This window comes from Nocardiopsis algeriensis, from assembly GCF_014203695.1.
In the GTDB taxonomy this organism is placed as follows: Bacteria; Actinomycetota; Actinomycetes; order Streptosporangiales; family Streptosporangiaceae; genus Nocardiopsis; species Nocardiopsis algeriensis.
This window is the reverse complement of sequence record NZ_JACHJO010000016.1, coordinates 20,801-41,529: the sequence shown is the minus strand read 5'-3', so window position 1 is coordinate 41,529 and position 20,729 is coordinate 20,801. Positions and strand designations below refer to the sequence as shown.

Below are 20,729 nucleotides of genomic sequence, written 5' to 3'. Positions count from 1 at the left end.
CGCGGTTCTTCGTCGCTGCGCTCACGCCCTCGTTCCTCGGGCGTTCGCTCCACTCCTGCAGAACCCCGCCGGCGCCCTCACGGCACACCCCCTGGAGCGCGGGTGGGCTTGCGGGCGACCGGCGCTTCGGTCCGCACCTCGCCCGCCACCACCCTCGTCAGAGGAAGCGCAGCACCAGCATCGCGGTGTCGTCGGTGTGGCCGCCGGGGGAGTACTCCTCCAGCTCGCGCTCGATGCGGCTGATGACGGCCTGGGCGGTGAGGCCCGCGCAGCCCGAGAAGATGCGCTCCAGGCCCGTGTCCCCGAGCATGTCGGAGTTGCTGCGCCGCTCGGTCACGCCGTCGGTCACCGCCAGCACCACCTCGCCCGGGCGTATGTCCACGCTCTCGGTGGTGAAGCTCACGTCCTCGAACGCGCCCAGGAGCGGCTGCGAGGTGCCGAACTGCTCCACCTCGCCCTTGCGGTTCAGCCGCAGCGGTAGCGGATGCCCCGCGCACACCATGCGCACCCGCATGCCGCCCTCGTCGTCGGTGGCCGGGGCCATCTCCCCGTACAGCATGGTCAGGAACCGGGTCGAGGTGTTCTCGTCGAGGATCGCCGTGTTCAGCCGGTGCATGATGTGCGACGGCGCGAACCCCTCCTTGGCTAGGGCCCGCAGGGTGTGCCGGGCCAGCCCGGTCACCGCCGCCGCCTCCGGGCCCGTTCCGCACACGTCGCCGATCGCGAAGCACCACCGGCCGCTGGCCGCGAACACGTCGTAGAAGTCGCCGCCGACCACGTTCTTCTCGTCCGCCGGGTTGTAGAACACCGCATGGTCCACGCCCGGGATCGTGGGCTCCTTCTCCTTGGCGGGCAGGAGGCTGCGCTGGAGCGCCACGCTCATGGACGCCTGCCGCTCGTGCAGCCGGGCGTTCTCCATCGCCGAGGCGACCCGGCGGCTGAGGTCGTCGGCGACGTCCACCTCGTCGCGGGTGAAGTCCTCGCCCTCGTTCTTGCCGATGGTCATCCTGCCGAGCTCGCGCCCGTGCGCCACGAGCGGGATGCTGATCGCCGGGCCGTGCGCCAGCTCGTGCACCAGCGGTTCGTCCAACCCGTGCTCGGCCAGGCCGGCCGCGGTCCACAGGGGCTGCGGGTCGCGCTGCTCGCTCGGCGGAGGGCCCTTCAGGAGCTCCCGCAGGACGTCGTTGTAGTTCTCGTTGCCGTGCATGACGTGTGTCAGCTTCGGCACGCCCAGCTCGGTGACGGTGTGGATCGCGCACCACCTGCCCAGCCGCGACGTGATCAGCTGCGCCGTCAGCGCGCCGGTCATCCGCTCGTCCAGCGTGCCGGCGAGCAGGTCGCTGGCCTCGGCCAGGAAGCTCAGCGACGCCCGCCGGTTGCGCTCCACCTCCGCCAGGCGGGCGCGCTCCACGGGCAGCGCGATCAGGTCGGCGCCCTCCTGGAGCCGCCGCGCCGCGGACTTGCCGAAGTGCCGGGCCCGCCGCGAGGCCACCCCCAGCAGACCGGTCACACGGCCGTCCACGATGAGCGGCGCCGTCACCAGGGAGCGCATGCCCGCGTGCGCCAGGCGTCCGCGGTGCGCACGGGCGGTGGCCAGGTCGTCGTTGATCACGGCGCCCGGCTCCGGCGCCGCCGACGCGAACGCCTCCTCGGTCCGTATGCGCAGCGGGCGCCACGGCAGGCCCGACGAGGAGAGACCGATCGCCGCGCGCACCTCCCACATGGTCTCGTCGGAGGTGGCGAGAGCGATGTAGGCCGCGTCCCCGCCCAGTGCCGTGGACGCGTACTCCACGGTCCGCTCCAGGAGCTGCGGCAGCGTCAGCCGCGAACCCAGGGCCGCGTCCAGGGCCGACCACGCGGCCGGGCGCGGTGTACGGACCTGCTGGGCGCGGCGCGGCACCGAGGGCGCCTCCAGGGTGGTCCGGCCGCCGCCGGAGTCGTCGATGCGGAACCACACGGCCTTGTCGGTGTGCCCGTAGCTCACGCCCCAGCTCGTCGCGATCGCCGACGCCAGGGCCAGGCCCAGTCCGCCGACGCGGCCCTCGCCCGCCGGTCCGGAGGCGTCCACGCGCAGTGGTCCCGCCTGGGGGACGGAGCGCTCGGGGGCGGAGTCGGTGACCATCACCTCGGTGGATCCCTCCAGCCGCCGCAGGACCACCTCGAGAGGGGAGCGCGCGTGTACGACCGCGTTGGTGACCAGCTCGCTCACCAGGAGGATCACATCGTCGAACGGAGTGGGCACACCCCAGAACAGAAGGGTGTCGTGGACGAACTCCCGGGCCGCGGACGCGGTCTCCGGAGCGGGTGGGAACTCTCGTCGAGCGACCTTCAACGCGTCGTGTGCTGGCAAGCCCTCGGGTCCTTCGTCGCTGGATACGGGGTTCGGAAAAGAGTGGTCGTTGACACGATACGCCGACTTCCCGGGCCCGACCGGACGGTATGCCCGCACGGCGGAGCAGCTCGGCGAAGGGACTGCCGACAGGAAGCCGCCTCTGTACTGTGGGATCGGCGGTTAGTGTAAGTCGACACTCCGCTCTTTCGGGCGGTGGTCCCGACGGTGCACTGGGAGGGATTCTTCGATGCCCGAGGCGGTCAACGAGGTTGCCGACGACCAGCTCGACGAGATTCTGCGTGCCCTGTACCGCATGCGCGACGGGGACTTCACGGTGCGGCTGCGCAAGCGCGGAGACGGCACGATGCGGGAGATCGCCTCTGTGTTCAACGAGGTCGTCGACAACAGCGAACAGCTCTCCAGCGAGCTGAAGCGGGTCGGCGACGTCGTACGCAACGAGGGGCGCCTCAACGAGCGGATCGTCATCAACTCGGCCCAGAGGGGCGCGTGGGACGAGAGCTCCAACGCCCTCAACAGCCTTCTCGACGAGGTCGCCGAACCGGTGACCGACGTCGCCCGCGTCCTCGACGCCGTCGCCGACGGCCAGCTGACGCTGCGCGCCTCCACGCAGGGGCGGCGCGGTGAGCTCAAGGGCGACCTGCTGCGCCTGGCCACCACCGTCAACCGGATGGCCGACCAGATGAGCGGCTTCACCCACGAGGTCACGCGCGTGGCCCGGGAGGTGGGCACCGAGGGCAAGCTCGGCGGCATCGCCAGGGTGGAGGACGTCTCGGGTGCCTGGCGCGAGGTCACCGAGGCGGTCAACCAGATGGCCTCCCGCCTCACCGTCCAGGTGCGCGACATCTCCGCGGTGACCACCGCCGTCGCCCGGGGCGACCTGAGCAAGAAGATCACCATCGACGTCCAGGGCGAGATGCTCGAGCTCAAGGACACGGTCAACACGATGGTGGACCAGCTGTCGACGTTCGCCGACGAGGTGACCCGGGTGGCCCGCGAGGTGGGTACCGAGGGCAAACTCGGCGGTCGCGCCAACGTGCGCGGGGTGCAGGGCATCTGGAAGAACCTCACCGACAACGTCAACTCCATGGCCGACAACCTCACCAACCAGGTGCGGGACATCTCCCAGGTGACGGCGGCGGTCGCCCGGGGCGACCTGACCCAGAAGGTCCAGGTGGACGTCCAGGGCGAGATGCTCGCCCTGAAGAACACCGTGAACACCATGGTCGACCAGCTCGACTCCTTCGCCGACGAGGTGACCCGGGTGGCCCGCGAGGTGGGTACCGAGGGCAAGCTGGGCGGTCGCGCCAACGTCAAGGGCGTGTCGGGTATCTGGAAGGACCTGACCGACAACGTCAACTCCATGGCCAACAGCCTCACCTACCAGGTCCGCAACATCTCGCAGGTGACCACCGCCGTCGCGGCCGGCGACCTCACCAAGAAGATCACCGTCGACGCCCAGGGCGAGATCCTCGAGCTCAAGGACACCATCAACAAGATGGTCGACCAGCTCGACTCCTTCGCGGGGGAGGTCACCCGTGTGGCCCGCGAGGTGGGTACCGAGGGCAAGCTGGCCGGGCAGGCCCACGTCCGCGACGTCTCCGGCGTCTGGAAGGACCTGACCGACAACGTCAACTCCATGGCCAACAACCTGACCTACCAGGTGCGGCAGATCTCCATGGTCACGCGGGCCGTCGCGGCCGGCGACCTCACCAAGAAGGTCACGGTCAACGCCAAGGGCGAGATCCTGGAGCTGAAGGAGACCATCAACGTGATGGTCGACCAGCTCGACGCCTTCGCCGACGAGGTGACCCGGGTGGCCCGGGAGGTGGGCACCGAGGGCAAGCTGGGCGGTCGCGCGGACGTCAAGGGCGTGTCGGGCATCTGGAAGGACCTGACCGAGAACGTCAACTCGATGTCGCACAACCTCACCACGCAGGTGCGCAACATCTCCGAGGTCACCACCGCGGTCGCCGCCGGTGACCTCACCAAGAGGATCGACGTCAACGCCCAGGGCGAGATCCTCGAGGTCAAGACGACGGTCAACGCCATGGTCGACCAGCTGTCGGCGTTCGCCGCCGAGGTCACCCGCGTCGCCTACGAGGTCGGCACGCTGGGCCAGCTGGGCGGGCAGGCCAAGGTGGAGGGCGTCTCCGGAACCTGGAAGCAGCTCACCGACAGCGTCAACGGCCTGGCCGGCAACCTCACCACCCAGGTCCGGGCGATCGCCGAGGTCGCCAACGCCGTCGCCAAGGGCGACCTCACCCGCAGCATCCAGGTCGATGCCCGCGGCGAGATGGAGCAGCTCAAGGACAACATCAACCTGATGGTGTCCAACCTGCGCGAGACCACCGCCACCCAGCACGACGCCGACTGGCTCAAGTCCAACGTGGCCCGCATCTCCGGCCACATCCAGGGACACCGCGACCTCAAGGAGCTGGCGCGCCTCATCATGACCGAGGTGACGCCGCTGATGAACTCCCAGTACGGCGTCTGCTACCTGCCCGAGGACATGGACGACCAGGAGGTCTTCCGCCTCTACGCGGGCTTCGGCTTCGACCCGGGGGAGGAGCGCCGCCGTATCCGCAAGGGCGTCGGGCTCGCCGGCGAGGCGCTCGCCCAGCAGACCGAGATTCTGGTCAGCTCCATCCCGCCGAACTACGTGACCATCAGCTCGGGGCTCGGCCAGGCCCCGCCCCGCCACGTGTACATCCTCCCGATCATCTCCGAGGAGCGGGCGCTGGGCGTTCTGGAGTTCGCCTCCTACGAGGAGTTCCACGAGATCCACAAGAACTTCCTGCGCCAGCTGGTCTCGCTCCTCGGCACCACCATCAACACCATCCTCGCCAACAAGCGCACCGAGGACCTGCTCGAACAGTCCCAGCAGCTCACCAACCAGCTGCGCGAGCGCTCCAACGAGCTCCAGCGCCAGCAGGAGGAGCTGCGCAACAAGAACGCCGAGCTGCGCCAGAAGGCCACCCAGCTCGCCAACCAGAACCGGGCGATCGAGCTCCAGAACCAGCAGATCCAGCGCTCCAGGAACGCCCTGGAGGAGCGCGCCCACCAGCTCCAGGTCTCCTCCAAGTACAAGTCGGAGTTCCTGGCGAACATGTCGCACGAGCTGCGCACGCCCCTCAACAGCCTCCTCATCCTGGCGCGCCTGCTCGCCGACAACGCCGAGCAGAACCTCACGCCCAAGCAGGTCGAGTTCGCCCAGACCATCCACAAGGCCGGCAGCGACCTGCTGCTGCTCATCGACGAGATCCTCGACCTGTCCAAGGTCGAGGCCGGCCGCGCCGAGGTCCAGCCCAGCGAGGTCTCCATCTCGCAGCTGGTCGACTACGTCGAGGCGACCTTCCGTCCCGTCACCGGGGACCAGGGCCTGGCCTTCACGGTGGACGTCTCGCCCGACATCCCCGACACCCTGTGGACCGACGAGCAGCGCCTCCAGCAGATCCTGCGCAACCTGCTGTCCAACGCGGTCAAGTTCACCCCGCAGGGCGAGGTGCGGCTGCTCATCGAGCCCGCGTGGGCCCTGGAGGAGGCCGACCTGGAGATGTTCGTGGAGGACGAGGAGGTCATCGCGTTCACCGTCGCCGACACCGGTATCGGTATCGCCGAGGACAAGCTCCAGGTCATCTTCGAGGCCTTCCACCAGGGTGACGGCGGCACCTCGCGGCGCTTCGGCGGAACCGGGCTCGGCCTGTCCATCAGCCGCAACTTCGCCCGTCTCCTGGGCGGTGAGATCCGGGTCCAGAGCGTGGCCAACCAGGGCTCCACGTTCACCCTCCTGCTGCCGGTGAGACTGCCCGAGGACGCGGGCGACCGGGCGGGCGAGGACACCGGCCTGGACGCGGTCCCGGTCCTGTCCTCGGTCCTGGGCACCGACCAGGACGACTACGTGATGCCGGCGGAGGACTTCGACGAGGCCATGGCGGCCCTCACCGACCTGGGTACCGAGACACTGCCCACGGTCCCGGTGCTCAAGACGCCCGAACTTCCGGCGGCCGGCGGGGAGAGCGGGAGCAGGGAGAGGTCCGAGCCGCGTTCCGACCCCGAACGCCAGGCGGTGCTGGCCGGGCAGCGCGTGCTCATCGTCGACGACGACGTCCGCAACGTCTTCGCGCTCACCAGCGCCCTGGAGGCGCAGGGGCTGGAGGTCCTCTACGCCGACAACGGCCACGAGGGCATCGCCAAGCTCGAGGCCAACGAGGACATCTCCCTGGTCCTGATGGACGTGATGATGCCCGAGCTGGACGGCAACCAGACGACCGAGCGCATCCGCCAGATGCCGCAGTTCGCCGACCTGCCCATCATCTCCCTGACCGCCAAGGCGATGCAGGGCGACCGCGAGCGCAGCCTCGCCGCGGGTGCCACCGACTACGTCACCAAGCCCGTGGACCTCGACCACCTACTGGACGTCATGCGCCGCTGGCTCACCGCCGGCCGGGAGGAGACCATCGCCGGTGCCGCGGCCGACGACGCGCGGGCCGCGCTCGCCGAGGAAGCGGACGGCCCGGCGGGGGAAGGCGATCCCGGTGAGGGGCACAATGGCGCCTGAGCCCCCTGCCGCCGCACCGGGGGCAACGAGCACAGAAGTGGGGGCGCCGCCGCCGGGGCCCCCACCGAGGACCTGGAGTAATCAGCCGTGACCCAGAAGGCCAACATCCTCCTCGTCGACGACCGCGACGAGAACCTGATCGCCCTGGAGGCGGCCCTCACCTCCCTCGACCAGAACCTCGTCCGGGCCAGCTCGGGCGAGGAGGCGCTCAAACAGCTTCTGGGCACCGATTTCGCGGTCATCCTCCTCGACGTGGTCATGCCCGGCATGGACGGGTTCGAGACGGCCGCGCACATCAAGCAGCGGGAGAAGACCAAAGACGTCCCGATCATCTTCCTGACCGCCCAGGAGATCGACCGGCACGAGGTCTTCCGCGGCTACGCCTCACGCGCGGTCGACTTCCTCCTCAAGCCCTTCGACCCCTGGGTGCTGCGCTCCAAGGTCGAGGTGTTCGTCGAGCTGCACCACCTCAAGGCGCAGATGCGCGAGCAGGCCCGGACCCTCCAGCGCGACCTCGGACAGGAGACGGGCGAGCCCGGCAAGATCCTCGCCGACCAGCTCGCCCAGCGCGCCCGCCAGGTCCAGCACGACCTCGCCGCCCTGCGCGACCACGTCGTGGCCCACTACCAGGAGGGCGATCAGCCGCTGGTCGAGGGCGTGCGCCGGGTCGACCAGGCCGTGGCCCGCCTGACCACCCTCGTGGACGCCCTCCACGGCCCCGACGCCCGCCCCTGATGCCCCCCACTCATCCCTTCAGACGGCCGACCGGGGCGGCAGGGCGAGGCCGATGTGCTCGCCGATCTCCTCGATCACGCCCAGGTCGGCGAGGCGGAAGCTGCCCCGGTTGCTGCGGCGGATCAGGGTGAGCGCTCCGCGTACGCCCCGGCTGCCCCGCAGCGGGACCGACAGCAGCGAGCCCGCGCCCAGGAGGGCGAGCAGGGGGGCGCCGGAGGAGGCCCGGCCCAGAACCTCCTCGTCCTCGATCAGGGGGAACAGCAGCGACTGCCCGCGGCCCAGGACCTCCCCGGGGATGCCTGAGTCCCCCGGGGCCGCCTCGGCGACCTCCCGGTGCTGGTCGGGCGTGGCGTCGGGTGGGCCCGCCACGGCGGCCCGCCGGGCCGCCTCCGGCCCCGACGGCAGGTCGCACACGTCGACGATCACCCAGTCGGCGTACGAGTCGGCGAGCAGTTCGGCGGCGTCGGCGAGCGCCGGCGGCCGACCCTCGCCGCCCGGTCCCGCGGAGCGCAGCAGAAGCCGGGTCATCCTCGTCAGCACGTCCAGGCGGCGGGCGGCCAGGACGACGACCTGGTCCTCCACCTCCGGTTCCAGGGGCGCGGGACCCTCCTCCTCGCCGCCGTTCATCGGCGGTGACATCGCCACCAGCACCAGCGGGTGCGCCTCGGTGGGCAGGTCGAGGCGGGTCATGGACAGGTGCACGTCCTCGGCCCAGCCGCGCTGGGCCAGCCTCGACTCCAGGTCGGCGTCGCCGTCGCCGCGCAGCACCGCGGCCAGCCACGACTGCATCGCCGCACGCCTGCGCAGGTCCACGAAGTGGGCGAAGGGCTTGCCGGTGAGATAGCCGGGCGCGCTGCCCAGCCGCTCGGCGCCCGCGTTGTTGATCCTGCGGATGTAGCCCTCGTGGTCGAGCAGCACCACGGGGACCGGCAGCTGGGTGAACAGCGCCCGGAGCAGCGGGCGCTCTCCCTCGTCGTCGGAGCGGCGCGGCTCGGGCTGCTCCGCGTGCACGCGGGCCAGCTGGTTCCCGGCCTCGCCCAGCAGCCGTTCGGCGTACTCCAGCTCGGCCAGTGCCGCCTCGGCGGTGCCCCGGGCGTCGTCGGGGTACATGGTGTGCGTGTCGCGCAGGGCCGCGATGCGCCCGCCCAGTGCGGTGATCTCCTGCTGCAGCCCAGCGAGGTTCACGCTCGGGTCTCCCTGTCGTGCCGGTGTCTGTGCCTTGCTCCGAAGCTAACGGATGTGCGACCCCTCGGCGGTACGCGGCTACCTTGGTGATGACGAGAAGCAGGGAGGCCGGATCGTGTGGACCGAGCGCCTGGCCCGGGAGATCGGCGCGCTGGTGCAGGCCGAGGGCACCACGCTCGAACGGGCCCTCGACCAGATGAGCAGGGCCGCGGCGCTCGGCGTCCCCGGCTGCTCCGCCGCGATCGTCGTCCTGTGGCGGGAGGTGGAGGGTGCCGACGGGTCGGTGCGCCACGTCGTCACCGAGTACGGGGCCTCACATGCCGACCTGTCCGCCGCCTTCGAGCACCAGTACACCACCGACCAGGGCCCCACGGTGGAGGCGGTGCGCGAGATGCGGCAGGTGCGTGTGAGTGACATCCTCCGGGAGTCCCACCGGTGGCCCCGCTACACCAGCATGGCCGTCCAGTCGGGTGACCGGTCCTCCCTCACCCTGCCGAGCCTGCTGCCGGGCGAAGGCGCCGACGACGACCGGGTGGTGACCTTCGGCGTGCACTCGGGGCGGGCCGACTCCTTCGACGAGAACGTGGTCGCCCCCCTGACGGCGCTGCTGGCCGAGCACGCCGCGGCCGCCCTGTACAGCGTGGGCCGGGCGGCCGACTCCGACCGCCGGACGGCGCACATGCGGCGCGCGATGTCGGCGCGGGCGGTCATCGACCAGGCCAAGGGCATCATCATGCACGCCCGGGGATGCGATGCCGACACCGCGTTCGAGGCCCTGCGCGAGGTCGCCCAGCGCAACCGCAAGAGGGTCGTCGACGTGGCCCGCGACCTCGTTCGGGAGAACACGGGGCCGCAGCAGGGCATGCGCAGGAGCGGTCGTGCGGGAAGGTGACAGTGGCCTTCCGGAGAGGAGGCGCACCCGCCCTGGCCGGGGACGAAGACCCCTGCGACATCAGGCGGGTGAGTCCCGAGCGTGACAGAAAAGCGTAATGATGATCGCAGGGGTGTTCCCGGTGCGGCCTCGCCGGTGGCAGTGCCGGGACATCCGGGGCCCGAGAGCGATCAAGGAGAACCGAGCGTGACCTCAGACATCTCGATCCGCCGAGAGGACGATGTCGTGGTCGTCACCCCCGCCGGGGAGATGGACGCGGTGACCTCCCCGGCCCTGGCCGAGGCCATCGACGGCGTCCTCCTCCCGGACACGCCGACGGGGGTGGTCGTCGACCTGTCCAAGGTCGGCTTCTGCGACTCCCGGTGCATCGGGGTCCTCGTGGCCGCCTACCGGCAGGCCCGGGACCTGGGCGCCGGCCTGATGGTCGCCGAACCCCAGAGACAGGTCCTGCGGCTCTTCGTGATCGCCGGGATCGACCAGGTGATCCCGATCGCGGGGACCGTCGGCGCGGCCGTCGAGGACCTCAGAGACTGAGGGGGAGGACGGCCTCCGTCCGGTCCAGGAAGTGCAGCCGTACCAGCGAGCCCTCCCTGCCCCCGCAGATCTCCACGAGATCGCTGGTCTGCCGGGCGATCCACAGGCCGTAGCCGCGCGTGCGCCGGCCGTCGGAGGGCCGGTAGCCCGTCAGGGGGTCGGTGAGCCGGCCGTGCTCGTCGAACACGTCGCACACCCAGCGGTCGGGCGCGCGCCACACGTGCAGGGTCCCCTTGCCGGCGCCGTGTTCCAGCACGTTGGCGGCCAGTTCGTTCACCGACACCACCATGCGGTCGGTGTCCTCCTCCGACAGGCCCGCGGTCTCGGCGAGCGCGATCAGGTCGCGGCGCACGCGCGGAAGCGGCTCGCGGATCTCCAGCCGGTGGACCGGTCCGCGCACCGGCAGCGGTTCGGGCGCGGACGGCAGACCGCGGAAGGCGGCCGTGCCCAGGTAGCGCGGATTGCGGTGCGGCCCGTGCGGCCCGGGGAGGACCGGGTGCGTCGCCAGGACTCCGGACCGGGCCTCCGGGGACAGGGCGTCCTCCTGGTGGACGCACAGCAGGCGCAGCCGGGTCTGCGCCAGCGCCGTGCAGAGCACCGACTCCAGCCGCTGCCACTCGCGCAGCTCCAGCGGGTCGGCGGGCACCACCGGCTCGGCCAGCACGGCCACGGGTGAGGGCTCGTGGGCGAGGGCGAACCGGTGCAGGAACGCCAGGGTGCGCCCCGGGGCGTCGTAGAGCCGGTTCCGGTCGACGACGCGCACACGGGCGCGCTCGGCCTCGCCGAGCAAGCCGGTGAGCGCCTCGGCGCGCCCGCCGGCCACGGCGAGGACGACGGGGCCGCCGGTGCCCAGTACGGAGCTCAGCCACGCGTCGGCCACCTCGAGGAAGTGTCGCTCGTGGCGGAAGAGCAGGCCCTGGTGTTCACAAGTCATGGGTTCATACGCGGGAGGTGTTGCCCGGGTCGGTGGTCACGGTACCCCCGGGCGGGGGCACCGCGAAAGGGTGTACCCGCCCCCCGGTGCTTCCGCACCGGGAGCGGGTACACCCGACCGGGGTGGGACGCGCCACGGGGCTCAGCGGTTGCTCCCCGAGAGCAGGAGACCGTCCGCCGGGTCCTCCTCGTGCTCGCCGGCCTCCGCCTGCTGCGGGCGGGACTGCTTGTAGGCGAGCTCGGTCTCCACCGCGATCCTCTGCCAGGTGAAACGGGAGCGGGCGCGGTCCACCGCGGCGATCCCGTACGCGGTACTCATGGTCGGGGTGCCCAGCACGGCGCGCACGGAGCGCGCGACCTCGTCGGGGCGGCCGGAGCGCATCAGCACGCCGCTGGTGCGGTGCAGCACCGCACCGGGCACGGCGCCCGTCGCGGTGGCCACCACGGGAAGGCCGCAGGCCATGGCCTCCAGCACGGCTCCGCCGTAGGGGTCGTAGGCGGCGGCGGACACGTACACGTCCGCGGAGCGCAGCAGCCGGGGCAGTTCCTTGCGCTCGACCGGGCCGGTCATGTGGAGGCGGTCGTCGACGCCGGCCTCCTTGGCCCTCAGCTCGATCCGGCGGGCGTTCTCGTCCAGGGACACGTCGGTGTGCTCGGAGGTGGACACCAGGAGCAGCTCGGCCTCGGGCAGGCGGACCAGGGAGTCCACGAGCCGGTCGGCGCCGCCCTCCTCGGACAGGGAGGTCACGGACACCATGCGGGGGCGCTCGCCCCGGCGCGACCGCCAGTACTCGGAGGAGGCGCTGCCGTCGGTCGTGAACTGGTCGGTGTCCACCCCGAAGGGGACGACGCTGACGTGCTGCCGGGGCACGCCCAGGCGGGCGAGCTCGTCCTGCTGGTCGGCGGAGCCGACCAGGACGCGGTCGGCGCGCGAGGCCAGGATCGCCTCCATGCGGGCACGCTGGGGCTCCTGGGCCAGGCCGGAGCGCTGCTCGCCCGCGTTGAGGGAGTGGAAGGCCTGGACGATCGGGATGCCGCTCTGGTCGCGTTCGCTGTGCGCCTGGGCGTGCAGTGCCGCCAGGCCGCTGGTCCAGCCGATCGCGTGGAGCACGTCCGGCACGTCCTCGTCGAGGACGGAGGCGAGGGCGGTGCCGAAGGCTCCGGTGTGGTCGGCCTGTTCTTGCTCGGACAGCGGCCTGGCGGGCCCTGCGTCCAGGTGGGACACGGAGACCCCGCGCGCCATGCGGGTACGTCCCTCGGGCTGGTCGGGGTCGCTGCGGCGGACGTAGACGGTCACCTTGTGGCCGCGCTTGGCCAGCTGGCGGGAGAGCGCGCACAGGTGCAGGCTCGCGGGGCAGGAGGGCTCTCCCCGGTGGGCGGGCAGGGGATGGGCGTGTTCGGCGACCATGGCGATCTTCACTGGGTCTTGACTCCTAGGACACGTGTGTCCGTCATGGGGCCCGAGGGGACTTCGGAGCGGGGAGCGAAGCCCGGGCGGGACGGGTGGTTCGGGAAAAAGGGGGGCCGGAATCCGTTACGGAGACGGCGGGGCAGCACGAGCACCCGAGTACTCGGTGAGTACACGGGTGAGCTGACGAGATAAGGGAAAGAGGCAGGGGAGACGCATGGAGACCACACCAAACGACCGTCGACAAAGGGACATCGCTCGCCACTGTGCGCAACCGGAGAGAGTCGCGCAGGGCGGGTCGTGTGTGTCTGCGTCTTAGACACCCAACGGGTTCATTGTGCCAGACCCCGGGGGAAGCGACAACGGGTGGTTCGGGCCCGTCTCTGCAACGCAGGTCGGAAAGGGCGTTCGGGTTCGGCCGCAACCTGGGTACCGAGGGACCCTGCTGAGCACAGAGCGCTGCCGTTACTGTCGGATCCGGGCACGTCCTGTCGCGCTCCGTACATCCGGCCGTGAAATCCGCAGCGGGAACTGCATATCCGGGCGTTTTCCGCCATGATGTACGCGGATTTCGACCGTCCCCGGCAACTGCTCGGTACGGTTGCAGGATCCGGACGCTGAACGGGATTCGACCAAGGTCCGGCGCGAGCCGGGAACCGGCCACGGCCGACGAAACGGGAGGAAGGGCGTATGGGTGTCGCTGGTGGGGAAGTCATTGTCACGGCCCTCACGCACCGGGGCGCTATCCGTCCCGCCAACGAGGACGCCGTCGTCATGGGAGCCCTGACCGTCGCCAGTGCGAACATGACCTCGCCGGTGCGCTGCGTGCTGCCGGTCGGCGAACCCGTCATCCTGGCGGTGGCCGACGGCATCGGAGGTCAGGCGGCGGGAGAGATCGCCTCCGAACACGCCGTGCACCGCATGGCGGAGATGGGGCCGCGGTTGGAGGGTCCCGAGGAGATCGCCCAGCTGCTCGTCAACATCGACGAGGAGATCAAGGACCACGCCCTCCAGCACACGGAGTTCGCCGGTATGGGCACCACCGTCGCCGGTGTCCTGCTCAACAGCGAGGGCAACTTCTGGTTCAACGTGGGCGACTCCCGGACCTATCGCCTGGAAGGGCGCCGCCTGGTCCAGCTCTCCGAGGACGACTCCCCCGCGCTGCCGCCCTCCGAGGACGGCCGCCCGGTCACGACCAACTTCATCACCCAGTCCCTGGGCGGCAGCTCCGGCGGGACGATGGTCCCGCACGTGGGACGCGACGACGCCGCCGACCCGAGCACCTGGCTGATGTGCAGCGACGGACTCTCGGACCTGGTGCTCCCCGAGGAGATGGAGCGCATCCTCGCGGAGGCGGGCAGCGACGAGGCCGCCGTGCACGCACTGTGGCAGGCCGCGATGGAGGCCGGGGGCAAGGACAACATCAGCATCCTTCTGGCCCGCCGTGTCTAGGCCGTCTTTTTCGGGCGCTCCCGCCGCATCGGCGGAGCCGATCGCCCGGCCGTGCAGCCCGAGATGATCCGCGGAGCAGGGCCTGGGGAGTGTCCGGGAACACCGCCGGTCCGGCGGACGGGGCCCGGCCCGCGACGGCGCTTCTTGTCCCTGGTGGCACTGCCGGCTCCGGCAGTGCCACCAGGAGCAAGACCCCGAGGGCGGGCCGGGACACCTCCGCGGCCACCGCGGTGGACGGAATTCCCCCCGCACCGTGCGGGCGGAGCGTCGACGGGCGGGGGCCCGGACACCGACCGGCGTCCGGGCCCCCGCGCTCGGTGCTACTCCTGGGAGCGGCCGCGCATGCGCAGCGCGACCACCGCCACCGCGGCGACGGCGATCACGCCGACCGCCACGACCACGATCAGGGCCGTGGGCACACCGCCCTCGTCCTCGGCGGCCTGGGCCTCCTCCTCGGCGGGCGCCGGTTCCTCCTCGGGGACCTCCTCGGCGGCCTCGTCCGGCGCGGGGGCCTCGGTCTCCTCCGGTGCGGCGGCGGCAACGGCCTCCTCGGTCACCGTGAAGACCAGGGAGTCCTGGATCGGGTGGCCGTCGGAGGAGACCACGCGGAAGCCGATCGTGTACTCGCCGGCCTGGTCCAGCGGGCGCAGGCCCACGGAGACGTCGGTGCCCTCGTAGGTGAGCTCCCCCTCCTCGTAGGTGGTCTCGCCGTCGGGACCGGTGACGACGACGGCGCTGCCGCTGCCGGCCTCCATGGGCGCGTTGTTGAAGGTGAGGACGATCTCCTCGGGAACGGCGTCCAGGGTCGCGCCGTCCTCGGGGTCGGAGCCGGTCAGGGTGTCGTGGGCCAGCGCGGGGGAGGGCGCCAGGGCCAGGACCGCGGCGGCCAGGAGCGCCGGCAGGGCGGCGGCCGCGCGGCGGCGGAGGGCGTGGGTCATTCTTCTCTTCTCTCGGGTTCGGCTCGTGCCCGGACGGGGTCCGGGCTCCTGCGTGCTGTGGTGGGGCAGGCGCGGGGGAGCGCGTGCCGGGCACGTCGGAGGAGCCGTGCGGGACGGCGGTGCCGGGAGCGGCGCGACCGGGCGTCCCGAGGAGGGGCGGAGGCGGAGTACGCGGGCGCGCAGCGGGGGGAGCGCGCGGGCCAGCAGACCGGCCAGGAGCCACAGCGCGGCCTCGCCGTGGGCGAGCAGGGCCGAGGCCAGCAGGGCCGCCCACAGGTGGGCGAGCAGCATTCCCGGAGCGAGACCGGTCATGTGCGCCGACAGGTCGTGTCCGCCGTGGCCGGACGCCGGCAGATGGGCGGTCGACCCCTGGAGCACCAGGTGCGCGGCGACCTGTGCGGCGGCCATGACGGCGAAGATGTCGCCGAAGCTGCGCATCCTGCGGGTGAAGGGAAGCAGCAGGGCGAGGAGGACCGCGGTGGCCGCGAGGAATCCGACCGCCCCCGCGGGAACCTCCGCCCACGCGTTGTGCCCGCCCCAGGCCAGCCCGGTGCACGCCGCGGCGAGGAACGCCGTGCGCAGGAGGCGGAGGGGGCCGTGAGCGGGTCGCACGTGAAGAAACCTAGGTCCTGTCCCGGGGGCCTGCAAGGGGTGGTCGGGCGGTCGGCCCCGCACCTCCCGGCGGGTTCGCCGGGGTACGGAGAAGCCGCCGGGCGAGGGTTCCTCGCGTCCGGCGGCTCGGGCTGTCCTGTCTCAGACCGCGGGTGCCAGTTCGCGGCGCATGTAGCGGCGTTCCTCGGGGGTGGTGCCACCCCAGACACCGTGGGCCTCGCCGGCTCTCAGGGCCCAGCGCAGGCACTCCCGGCGAACGGTGCAGCCGCGGCAGACGGCGAGGGCCTGCTCGGTGTCGGCCCGGCCGATCCCGGTGCTGCTCACCGGGAAGAAGATCTCCGGGTCGTAGGAGCGGCAGCTTCCCTGGATGACCCAGTCCTCGCTGTCGTGGTACAGGCGGTTCACGGTGCCTCCGATCCGTGGCTGGTGTGGTCCATGGTCAGGGCCCGCACCGTGGTGCACGGCGGGCTCGACGTTCGCGCCCTTCCGCGGTTCCGGACGCCGGACGGGCCGGCTCCGAGGGGTCGGTCGACGGGTGCCCGACCGGTTCGGAACTGCGGTGAAGCGATGCGACCAATTGTAGTACTACATGAGGTCGTACTACGCAGAGTCTGCTGGAACTTCGGCACATGATCAAGGGTCGGTCGGCCCCGTGTGGCCCTTTTCACCGGTTCCGCGGGCGCCGCGGTTCCGCGCCCGCCCCGTCGCGCGCCGAAGGGGGGCGGAGAAAAACCCCGGCACACGCGGGGGTGCGCGACTCCGCTGCCCTCATATGTGACACTCGTGTAACTGGGGTGTGACTTTCGGGCCGAGCGTCATAAAACGAAGAGGAAGTTATGTCGCGAGGTTCCCACCGAATCGATGTGACTTAACGCACGCCCAATACGGCCGCTTCAGGATCTATGTTTGACTCCGACACCTGCTTCCGCGCCTGTCGGCGTACTGCCGCGCCCCGGCCCGAGGCCTGCGGGCACCCCTTCGGGATTTCGGCCTGAATCGCCTGGTGGGCAAGGTGTGCGCGTAGCGCACGGCCTCCGAGCTCCCGTGTTCGTCCCAGCGGGACCGGCCCTCCGGGCGCCGATAAAAAGACTGGCCATACCCGGATTCTTTTTCGTGAAACATGCGCGCGGAATCTCGCTCGAACTTCTTTGCTCTTCGTTCGCTAAGTTCAATCGACGTGCCACATATACGAACGAACCTCCGAGCCCGCGACCACATCGACGACATCGAGACCGGGGCTTCCGCTGCCGGCGGAGAAGCCGGTGCCGCGAGCCGCGGAGGCGCGCGTCCCCCCGAGGACGACGGACTGCGCCTCGCGCACCCGTCGCTCGAGGACGGGCCGCACATGTGGCGGCTGGCAGGCGCCACGGGGATGGACGTCAACTCCCCGTACGCCTACACGCTCTGGTGTCGGGACTTCGCGTCGACGAGTGTCGTCGCCCGTGACGGGGACCGCGTGATCGCCTACGTCACCGGCTACGCCCGTCCCGACAGCCCGGACACGTACTTCCTGTGGCAGGTCGCCGTCGACCCCGACTACCGGGGCCGCCGCCTGGCCCGCCGCATGCTCGACTTCATTGGCGACCGGATCGCCGCCCGGGGACTGCGTCACCTCGAAGCGACCGTGACCCCGGACAACACCGCCTCGCGCGCCCTGTTCGCATCGTTCGCACGGGACCGCGGGGCGCAGATCATCTGGTCGCCCCTCTTCACCCGGGAGCACTTCCCCGCCGGTGAGGGAGCACCACACGAGCCCGAAGACCTCGTGCGCATCGGACCCCTTGGTCCCACCGAAGAAGCACACGCGTGACCGGCCGACCGCACCGGAACGATCACAGCCCCCGTCGTCCAAGCCAAGAGCCCACGAAACTGGGGAAAGGAACAAGGGAACCCACCATGGAGACCTTCGAGCGCCTCGAGTCCGAAGTCCGGGGATACTGCCGCAGCTGGCCGACGGTTTTCGACCGGGCCTCCGGAAGCCGTGTGTACGACGAGAACGGGCGCCCCTACCTGGACTTCTTCGCCGGGGCGGGCTCGCTGAACTACGGGCACAACAACCCCGAGCTGAAGGCGTCGCTCGTCGAGTACCTCACCGACGACCGCATCGTCCACAGCCTGGACGCCTACAGCGTGGCCAAACGTGACTTCCTGAAAACCTTCGAGGAGATCGTCCTCAAACCCCGGGGCCTGGACTACAAGGTGCAGTTCCCCGGCCCCGCCGGCAACAACGCGGTCGAGGCCGCCCTCAAGCTGGCCCGCAAGTACACCGGTCGCGAGACCATCGTGAACTTCACCAACGGCTTCCACGGCATGACCCTGGGCGCCCTGGCCGTCACCGGCAACTCGATGAAGCGCGGCGGCGCCGGCGTGCCGCTGGGCCACGTCGCCACCATGCCGTTCGACAACTACATGGACGGCCGCACGCCCGACTTCCTGTGGCTGCGCAGCCTGCTGGAGGACAGCGGCAGCGGCCTGGACAAGCCCGCCGCCGTCATCGTCGAGACGGTCCAGGGCGAGGGCGGCATCAACGTCGCCAGTGCCCAGTGGCTGCGCGAGCTCTCCGACCTGTGCCGCGAGTACGGCATCCTCATGATCGTCGACGACATCCAGATGGGCTGCGGCCGCACCGGTGACTTCTTCAGCTTCGAGGAGGCCGGGATCACCCCGGACATCGTCACGCTGTCCAAGTCCATCAGCGGTTACGGCCTGCCCATGGCCCTCACCCTGTTCAAGCGGGAGCTGGACGTGTGGGAGCCGGGCGAGCACAACGGCACCTTCCGCGGCTTCAACCCCGCGATGGTGACCGGTACCGAGGCGCTGCGCCGCTACTGGACCGACAACTCCTTCGCCGAGGCCACCAAGGCCAAGGGCGAGATGGTCGCCTCCCGCCTGGAGGAGATCGCGGCCGAGCACGCCGAGTTCGACGCGCACGTGCGCGGCCGGGGCCTGGCCCGCGGCCTGGCCTTCGGACAGGCCGGCATCGCCAAGGCGGTCGCGGCGGAGTCGTACGAGCGCGGACTGCTCATCGAGACCTCCGGCCCCGAGGACGAGGTCGCCAAACTTCTGCCGCCTCTCACCACGAGTGACGAGGATCTGCTGGCCGGCCTTGACATCATGGCCGAAGCGGCCCGTGCGGCGACCAAGGTGGCCCAGCCGGCCTAGGCTCTGTTTTCCTGATTGCCTCGGGCCGCACGGCCGCCGGGCGCCCCCTTGCCGCGTCGGAGGAACGTGAGAGGGAGCGTCCGGTCGGCCGTTCGCCGGGGCATCGGCTCCGCCGATACGGCGAGAGCATCCGAGGAACACGGCCCGGGGGCATCCGGCGGACCCCGGCCGCGGCCGGGGTCCGCCGGCGCGGAACCCGAAGTCGGGGCGGGGCCGGACCGGTGGCTTCGAGAAGCCGGAACGGCCCCGCTCCGCGTCAACCACCATCCGATGCGCATCGAGCGTGTAAAGGGGAGAGACCAGTGATCGTTCGCAGTCTGGACGAGATCAACGACACCGAGGCCGACATCAAGACGGAGAACTGGCGCAGCCGCCGGATCGTCCTGGCCAAGGAGAAGGTCGGTTTCTCCTTCCACGAGACCGTCCTGTACGCCGGTACCGAGTCGACGTTCTGGTACGCCAACCACGTCGAGCTGGTGCACTGCATCGAGGGCGAGGCCGAGCTGACCAACGAGGAGACCGGGGAGAAGCACATCATCACCCCGGGCACCCTCTACCTGCTCAACGGCCACGAGCGCCACACCGTCCGGCCCAAGACGGACTTCCGCGTCCTCTGCGTGTTCAACCCGCCCGTCACCGGGCGCGAGGTCCACGACGAGAACGGCGTCTACCCCCTCGTCCTCGAGGAGGAGAACGCGTAGCCGGACCCCGACGGGGCAGGATCCGCGACCCGCGGGTCCTGCCCCGTCCGCATGTGCGGTGCGTGATGCACCATCCACTCTCAGCTGCGAAAACGGCTCCCCGGTCACCCGTCTGTATGGCCCCCATAACCAGTGCATAACGGAGCAAAGAGGTTCCGTTACCCCCGGGCGGCCCCGGGGAGGGAGAACCCGCAGCTGATCCCGCCGAGCCCTGAGCCGCCCGGCGGACGACCTTGCCGCGGACCTGCCGCGGCCGCGCCCCACGGCGTACCCCCAGCGCGGCGCACCCCCGTCCCCCCGGGCGAGGCGCATCGATCGCGCGAGTCATGCGAGGAGTAGAAGTGAACAAGTCTGTCGCACCCATGATCCGAGGCACCTGGGGCCGCAGGGACGCACTCCGCCTGGGCGGCCTGGGCCTGGCCACCCTGGGCCTTGCCGCGTGCAGCCGGGTGGACGGAGGAGGAGCGCAGGAAGGCGGCCAGAGCACTCTCGACCGCCTCCGCGAGAAGGGCTTCGTCGCCGTCGGCCTGGCCAACGAGATCCCCTTCGGCTTCGTCGACGGCAGCGGCGAGCCCGCCGGCCAGTCCCCGGCCGTGGCCCAGGCCGTCTTCGAGGAGCTGGGCGTCCCCGAGATCCAGGCCTCCCCCGTCTCCTGGGACGGCCTCATCCCCGGTCTGCAGGCCAACCGCTTCGACGTCATCGCCGCGGGTGTGTTCATCACGCCGGAGCGCTGCGAGCAGGTCGCCTTCAGCGAGCCCACCGCCACCTCGCCCGAGGCGTTCCTCGTGGCCGAGGGGAACCCGCACGGCATCGAGCACTTCACCTCCTTCGTCGACAACCCCGACATCAAGCTGGCCGTCCTCAACGCCTCCGTGGAGCAGGGCTACGCCGAGTACTTCGAGGTCCCCGAGAGCCAGCTCGAACTCATCCCCGACCAGACCACGGGCTACGAGCTGCTCGAGGCGGGCCGGGTCGACGCCATCTCCATGCTCAAGGTCTCCCACGAGTACCTCCTCCTCGACCGCGGCGGCCCCTTCGAGGTCACCGAGGCCTTCTTCCCCGAGATCGACGGCAAGGAGGAGAAGGGTTGGGGCGGCCTGTGCCTGCGCCAGCAGGACACCGAGCTCCTCGACGAGGTCAACCGCGTGATCGCCGAGTTCAAGGAGAGCGGCCGCCTCCTCGAACTGGGTGAGGAGTGGGGCTTCACCGAGGCCGACCTGCCCGACGAGATGACCACCGCCGAACTCTGCGAGGCATGATCCCGCC

Annotated in this window: 15 protein-coding genes; 9 read left to right on the top strand and 6 right to left on the bottom strand. The window is 70.9% G+C overall.

Going from position 1 to position 20,729, the window contains the following annotated elements:
* Positions 1-157 precede the first annotated feature (157 nt).
* Positions 158-2,332 carry a SpoIIE family protein phosphatase gene (locus tag FHS13_RS20575; RefSeq protein WP_184293615.1) on the bottom strand — a complete coding sequence of 725 codons (2,175 nt, stop codon included), beginning with the start codon at positions 2,330-2,332 and terminating at the stop codon, positions 158-160.
* A 247-nt stretch (positions 2,333-2,579) separates the two neighbouring features.
* Between FHS13_RS20575 and FHS13_RS20570 the strand changes: the two genes are divergently transcribed.
* Positions 2,580-6,911 (top strand): HAMP domain-containing protein, encoded by a 4,332-nt coding sequence (locus FHS13_RS20570; RefSeq protein ID WP_184293608.1) that lies wholly within the window; start codon positions 2,580-2,582, stop codon positions 6,909-6,911.
* Positions 6,912-6,998: 87 nt separating this feature from the next.
* A complete protein-coding gene (locus tag FHS13_RS20565) occupies positions 6,999-7,646 on the top strand; it encodes a response regulator (protein ID WP_184293607.1) in 648 nt (215 codons plus the stop codon).
* A gap of 18 nt (positions 7,647-7,664) precedes the next feature.
* Here FHS13_RS20565 and FHS13_RS20560 read toward each other — a convergent pair whose 3' ends face one another.
* The gene (locus FHS13_RS20560) at positions 7,665-8,756 is read right to left on the bottom strand and encodes a GAF domain-containing protein (protein ID WP_246405596.1); all 1,092 of its coding nucleotides are present in this window, start codon (positions 8,754-8,756) and stop codon (positions 7,665-7,667) included.
* A gap of 190 nt (positions 8,757-8,946) precedes the next feature.
* Between FHS13_RS20560 and FHS13_RS20555 the strand changes: the two genes are divergently transcribed.
* Positions 8,947-9,723, top strand: a complete 777-nt coding sequence (locus FHS13_RS20555; protein WP_184293614.1) for an ANTAR domain-containing protein — start codon at positions 8,947-8,949, stop codon at positions 9,721-9,723.
* Between the two features lie 186 nt (positions 9,724-9,909).
* Complete coding sequence (locus tag FHS13_RS20550) at positions 9,910-10,257, top strand: anti-sigma factor antagonist (RefSeq protein WP_184293605.1); 348 nt, start codon at positions 9,910-9,912, stop codon at positions 10,255-10,257.
* Here FHS13_RS20550 and FHS13_RS20545 read toward each other — a convergent pair.
* A complete protein-coding gene (locus FHS13_RS20545) occupies positions 10,247-11,191 on the bottom strand; it encodes an anti-sigma factor RsbA family regulatory protein (RefSeq protein WP_184293604.1) in 945 nt (314 codons plus the stop codon). The two genes, FHS13_RS20550 and FHS13_RS20545, sit on opposite strands and share 11 nt — an antisense overlap.
* Positions 11,192-11,332: 141 nt before the next feature.
* Positions 11,333-12,610 (bottom strand): glycosyltransferase, encoded by a 1,278-nt coding sequence (locus tag FHS13_RS20540; protein WP_184293603.1) that lies wholly within the window; start codon positions 12,608-12,610, stop codon positions 11,333-11,335.
* Positions 12,611-13,288: 678 nt separating this feature from the next.
* Here FHS13_RS20540 and FHS13_RS20535 point away from each other — a divergent pair.
* On the top strand, positions 13,289-14,050 hold the full coding sequence (locus FHS13_RS20535; protein WP_184293602.1) for a PP2C family protein-serine/threonine phosphatase: 762 nt from the start codon (positions 13,289-13,291) through the stop codon (positions 14,048-14,050).
* Between the two features lie 320 nt (positions 14,051-14,370).
* Here the strand turns inward: FHS13_RS20535 and FHS13_RS21905 are convergent, their stop codons facing one another.
* Positions 14,371-15,600 carry a copper resistance protein CopC gene (locus tag FHS13_RS21905; protein WP_184293601.1) on the bottom strand — a complete coding sequence of 410 codons (1,230 nt, stop codon included), beginning with the start codon at positions 15,598-15,600 and terminating at the stop codon, positions 14,371-14,373.
* A gap of 141 nt (positions 15,601-15,741) precedes the next feature.
* Positions 15,742-16,005 (bottom strand): WhiB family transcriptional regulator, encoded by a 264-nt coding sequence (locus FHS13_RS20525; RefSeq protein WP_184293600.1) that lies wholly within the window; start codon positions 16,003-16,005, stop codon positions 15,742-15,744.
* 901 nt (positions 16,006-16,906) lie between these two features.
* On the opposite strand from FHS13_RS20525, the gene ectA reads away from it, so the two are divergent.
* The 4 genes from ectA to ehuB all read left to right on the top strand — a co-directional run bounded on the left by ectA (position 16,907) and on the right by ehuB (position 20,722).
* Positions 16,907-17,410 (top strand): diaminobutyrate acetyltransferase, encoded by a 504-nt coding sequence (gene ectA / locus FHS13_RS20520; RefSeq protein WP_281388867.1) that lies wholly within the window; start codon positions 16,907-16,909, stop codon positions 17,408-17,410.
* A gap of 86 nt (positions 17,411-17,496) precedes the next feature.
* A complete protein-coding gene (ectB, locus tag FHS13_RS20515; RefSeq protein WP_184293598.1) occupies positions 17,497-18,762 on the top strand; it encodes a diaminobutyrate--2-oxoglutarate transaminase in 1,266 nt (421 codons plus the stop codon).
* 302 nt (positions 18,763-19,064) lie between these two features.
* Entirely contained in the window at positions 19,065-19,463 is a 399-nt protein-coding gene (locus FHS13_RS20510; protein WP_184293597.1) for an ectoine synthase, read from the top strand.
* A gap of 362 nt (positions 19,464-19,825) precedes the next feature.
* Positions 19,826-20,722 carry an ectoine/hydroxyectoine ABC transporter substrate-binding protein EhuB gene (ehuB, locus tag FHS13_RS20505; protein WP_184293613.1) on the top strand — a complete coding sequence of 299 codons (897 nt, stop codon included), beginning with the start codon at positions 19,826-19,828 and terminating at the stop codon, positions 20,720-20,722.
* The last annotated feature ends 7 nt before the right edge of the window (positions 20,723-20,729 follow it).

Coding starts and splice junctions, on each gene's coding strand:
- FHS13_RS20570 (WP_184293608.1), top strand. CDS start 2,580: ATGCCCGAGGCGGTCAACGAGGTTGCCGACGACCAGCTCGACGAGATT.
- FHS13_RS20560 (WP_246405596.1), bottom strand. CDS start 8,756: ATGTACCCCGACGACGCCCGGGGCACCGCCGAGGCGGCACTGGCCGAG.
- FHS13_RS20545 (WP_184293604.1), bottom strand. CDS start 11,191: ATGACTTGTGAACACCAGGGCCTGCTCTTCCGCCACGAGCGACACTTC.
- FHS13_RS20535 (WP_184293602.1), top strand. CDS start 13,289: ATGGGTGTCGCTGGTGGGGAAGTCATTGTCACGGCCCTCACGCACCGG.
- ectB (WP_184293598.1), top strand. CDS start 17,497: ATGGAGACCTTCGAGCGCCTCGAGTCCGAAGTCCGGGGATACTGCCGC.
- ehuB (WP_184293613.1), top strand. CDS start 19,826: ATGATCCGAGGCACCTGGGGCCGCAGGGACGCACTCCGCCTGGGCGGC.